The sequence below is a fragment of the Thermodesulfobacteriota bacterium genome (assembly GCA_040755095.1).
Taxonomy (GTDB): Bacteria; Desulfobacterota; Desulfobulbia; order Desulfobulbales; family JBFMBH01; genus JBFMBH01.
The window spans coordinates 1-3,663 of sequence record JBFMBH010000218.1 but is presented as its reverse complement, the minus strand read 5'-3'; the positions used below and the strand labels follow the sequence as shown (position 1 = coordinate 3,663).

The following is a 3,663-nucleotide window of genomic DNA, read 5'->3' as shown; positions in this document are numbered from 1 at the left end:
TCCTTTGCTGCCCGCTCTCGGGGTCGAAAGCTAAAGTCGTTGTTGTATACACGTGCGTTTCCGCTTTCCTAATGCTTTCAAATGGTTAGGAGCACTGCGCCCTTTTCGGCCGGTAAACTCACGCTAGGCCGCTAGCGGGCGGGAGGCGGCGCGGCGGTCGAGCCCTGGCGCCAGCCGCCTCGGGGACCGGTGCCGCAGTTGCCAGGGCCGGGGCAGTCGCCGCCGCCCCAGGCCGGCAGCCCGGCGTCGGTCGCCGCCTGCTGCAACTGGCTTTCCAGATCGAAGACCTCTCCCTGCAGACCGCCAGCTCGAGCCGGGTCCGGGCTGTCACCTGCCATGAGGGCTGCCAACTCGGCCCGCTTCACAGCCAACGTGCGCCGCAGCTCGACGGTCTCAGCCAGGAAAGCGGCGCGAACCTCCTGGGAAGCGGCGTCCGGCGCAGCGTAGCCACCAGGGCCCGCCCCCGAGACGCAGGGGCCGCCACAGCCGCCAACGCCGCCAACGCCGCGACCGGGTCCACGGGCATCGGCCAGGCCAAGGCCAATAGTGGCCAGGGAAACGACAACGGCCAGCACAAATGCAGTACGCTTCATGATCATACCTCCTTGGTTTGGGATGAAGGGATCGGGATGGGCTGCCCCCCAGCACCTTGCTCGTAACGAGCATCTCATACGGTTGCGGGTGGGGTGCAAGCACCGCTGCCACAGACCCGATTCAACCATCGTGCCAATCGAACGCCCACCTGGATAACCAACCGGAATTACACAAAGAACTGTCCAGGATCCACTTGCGACCGTTGCCGGTCTGAGACGGGAATGGCTACTTCTTGCACAGCGGCAGGCCCAGTTGGATAGTTCTTATCCACTGGAGTGGCGATTTGACGGCTTGGGCACGGTTTGGTATGGTGGCTCTCTTTCCAAACCCAAGGAGACGGCTTTTGACACACGAGACCTTCATGGCGATGGCCCTGGCCGAGGCAGAGAGCGCCCTCGCTGCCGGCGAGTTTCCGGTTGGCTGTGTGCTCGTGCACGCAACTGGTCAAGTCGTGGCCCGAGGTCGCCGTCTCGGTAGCATGCGGGCTGACGAACTGGACCACGCTGAGATGCGAGCCATCCGCCAGCTGCTGACTGATTGGCCGGAGATGGACCGCAGGACCCTGACCGCCTACACCACCATGGAGCCCTGCCTCATGTGTCTGGCTGCCCTGCTCCTCAACGGCATCCAAGCCATCGTCTACGCGTACGAGGACGTGTGGGGAGGCGGCACCGACCTGCCCCTTGCCACTCTCCGGCCTCTCTATCAGGGGATGACCCTCCGCTTTCGGGCTGGAGTATGCCGCGCCGAGAGCCTTTCCCTCTTCGCCCGTTTCTTCGCCACCCCCGAGAACCGTTACTGGGCAGGCTCGCCATTGGCCCAGTACACCCTCGCCCAAGCTCGCGCCATGAGCCTCCTGCCATGAAGGAGCCCCTGCCCCGCACCGTGCGCTTCCGGCCCGGGGAGCGCAACGTCTTTCTCCACCTCCTCACTGCCTGCAATTTGGCCTGTCGCCACTGCTATATCAATCCAAGCCAGCATGGCACATCCATTCTCTCCCCAGCCACTGCGGTGCAGTGGCTGGGCTCTCTCGCTGCCCCTGGCCGGGAGACCAACCTCGTACTCCTGGGCGGCGAGCCAACCCTGCACCCAGAGTTGCCGGCCATCATTCACGCCGCCCGGGGGCTAGGCTACCGCTCCATCACCGTGGACACCAACGGCTTTCTCTTCCACGAGTTCCTCGATCGGGTGGGGCCAGCAGCGCTGGATTTTCTGTCCTTCAGCCTGGACGGTCCAGACGCGACTGTGAATGACCCGATCCGGGGCGAGGGGGTCTTTGCCACCTGCACCACCAACCTCCGAGAGGCAGTGCACCGGGGCTTTACGGTAAGCCTTATCTTCACCGTCAGCCGCCTCAACCTTTCGGCCCTGGCCGCCATGCCGCCGTTGCTCGCCGCCTGGGGGGTAAGCCGCTTCTTCATCCAGGTGATCGGCATCCGCGGCAAGCCCGCTGTCAACGGTCAGGAATCGCTGCAGCTATCTCCTCAAGAGTGGCTGGCCGCCGTACCGCCAGTGGCCTCAGCCGCCGCTCGCCTGGGAATCCACACCGTCTTTCCCAAGGTCTTCTTGGACTCGGACGAGCCTTTCCAGTGTGCCGGCGCCGTGGCCGACAACCTGTTCGTCTTCCCCAACGGTCGCGTCTATCGCTGTCCCTTGTGCGAAGACTATCCGGTGCACGCCTTCGTCATGAAGGACGGCCGGCTGGAGAAGCAGCAAGGATTGACCGAGGATCGCTTCTTCGGACTCGCCGTCCCGGAGGGCTGCGTCATGCACCGCCTGCTGCAGCCTGGGAATCTGGAGTACGACGAGAAAGGCCGGCCGGTGTGGCGGGTCTCCTGCTGTCTTCTCAAGCAGGAGATCCCAGCAGGCGGCTGAGGAGAAGACCGGCCTCGTAGAGCGCCCAGAGGGGCAGGAAGAGCAAGCTGGCAGCGAAGGGATCTCCGCCGGCGAGAAGAAGGGCGATCACGAAGATCGACCCCAGGATGAGCCAGCGCTGTGCGCCAAACCACGAGCGCCGGACGATACCGGTGCGGGTCACGGCCACCACCAGAAACGGAAGCTCAAAAGCCAGACCGCAGCCCAGGGTCAATCGGCCCACAAAGGCCAAATAGTCCTCCAGCCGCGGCAGCGCGGTGAGCTGGCCGGCATCCACCGCCAGCAGCAGACGCAGGCTCTGGGGCAAGAGAATGAGATAGGCGAAGGCGGCGCCGGCCAGGAAGAAGCCGATGGAGATGAGAAGCAGACCGCCAAACAGCCGGCGCTCGTGGCGGTACAGCCCAGGGGCGATGAAGAGCCACAGCTGGTGGAGGAAAACCGGTACTGCCGCCACCACACCCGCCAGGATGGCCACCTTCAGAGAGCTGATGAACGCCTCCGTGAGGTGGGTATAGACGAGGTGGGAGAGGTTGGGCGCCGTCTGAAACAGGGGCCGAATGAGGAAGCGCACCAGTTCCTGATTGAAGGCGAAAGCTGCTGCCGAAGTCAGGCCGAGGGTGACGAAGGAGGTGATGAGCCGGCGGCGAAGCTCGTCGAGGTGCGGGGTGATGCCGGCAAAGGCCGAAGTCACGACCCGGGATTCCCCGTGGCCCTGCCGGCGGAGGGAGGCTCGGCACCGGCATCCTGGGCCGGCGGCCGGGCGGCGACACGCAGCGATTCACTGCTCTGGGAAGGCTCCGCCCCCGAGGCCGCCGTCGGTTCCTCTCCACGTGGCGTCTCGTTGGGGCCAGGTCGGGGGACATCCAGCACCGCAGGCGCCCGGCGGGCGGGTTCCTGCCAGGAACGGTCTTCCACTTGCAGCCCTTCCTTGAGGGCGCCAGCCGCCTTCCGGAACTCAGCCACCATTTTGCCCAGACCCTTCGCCAGCTCCGGCAGCTTCTGGGGACCAAGAACCAGGAGCCCCACAGCCAGAATCACGATGAGCTCTGGAAGACCGATTCCGAACATGACGACGTCCCTTCCTTGGTGAAAGCGCAGCGCCAAGCCGGCCCAGTTATACCGCCCACCCCCCCCGCTGTCAAGGCAGGACCGGCTTGCTGGATATTCGATAACCGGGTAGCGCGACGAACCGGT

Annotated in this window: 5 protein-coding genes; 2 read left to right on the top strand and 3 right to left on the bottom strand. The window is 64.9% G+C overall.

Annotated elements, in window-relative coordinates:
- Positions 1 to 131 precede the first annotated feature (131 nt).
- Positions 132 to 593 carry a periplasmic heavy metal sensor gene (locus AB1634_18950; protein MEW6221590.1) on the bottom strand — a complete coding sequence of 154 codons (462 nt, stop codon included), beginning with the start codon at positions 591 to 593 and terminating at the stop codon, positions 132 to 134.
- Between the two features lie 344 nt (positions 594 to 937).
- On the opposite strand from AB1634_18950, the gene AB1634_18945 reads away from it, so the two are divergent.
- Together AB1634_18945 and AB1634_18940 are read left to right on the top strand one after the other, a co-directional pair.
- Positions 938 to 1,459: a deaminase gene (locus tag AB1634_18945; GenBank protein ID MEW6221589.1), complete on the top strand. Its 522-nt coding sequence runs from the start codon at positions 938 to 940 to the stop codon at positions 1,457 to 1,459.
- Positions 1,456 to 2,469: a radical SAM protein gene (locus AB1634_18940; GenBank protein ID MEW6221588.1), complete on the top strand. Its 1,014-nt coding sequence runs from the start codon at positions 1,456 to 1,458 to the stop codon at positions 2,467 to 2,469. Before AB1634_18945 ends, AB1634_18940 begins: the two co-directional genes overlap by 4 nt.
- Here AB1634_18940 and tatC read toward each other — a convergent pair.
- Complete coding sequence (gene tatC, locus AB1634_18935; GenBank protein ID MEW6221587.1) at positions 2,441 to 3,160, bottom strand: twin-arginine translocase subunit TatC; 720 nt, start codon at positions 3,158 to 3,160, stop codon at positions 2,441 to 2,443. The genes AB1634_18940 and tatC overlap by 29 nt on opposite strands.
- Positions 3,157 to 3,663, bottom strand: a 507-nt coding sequence (locus tag AB1634_18930) for a twin-arginine translocase TatA/TatE family subunit (GenBank protein MEW6221586.1), incomplete at its 5' end; no start/stop codon positions are given. The genes tatC and AB1634_18930, both read right to left, overlap by 4 nt.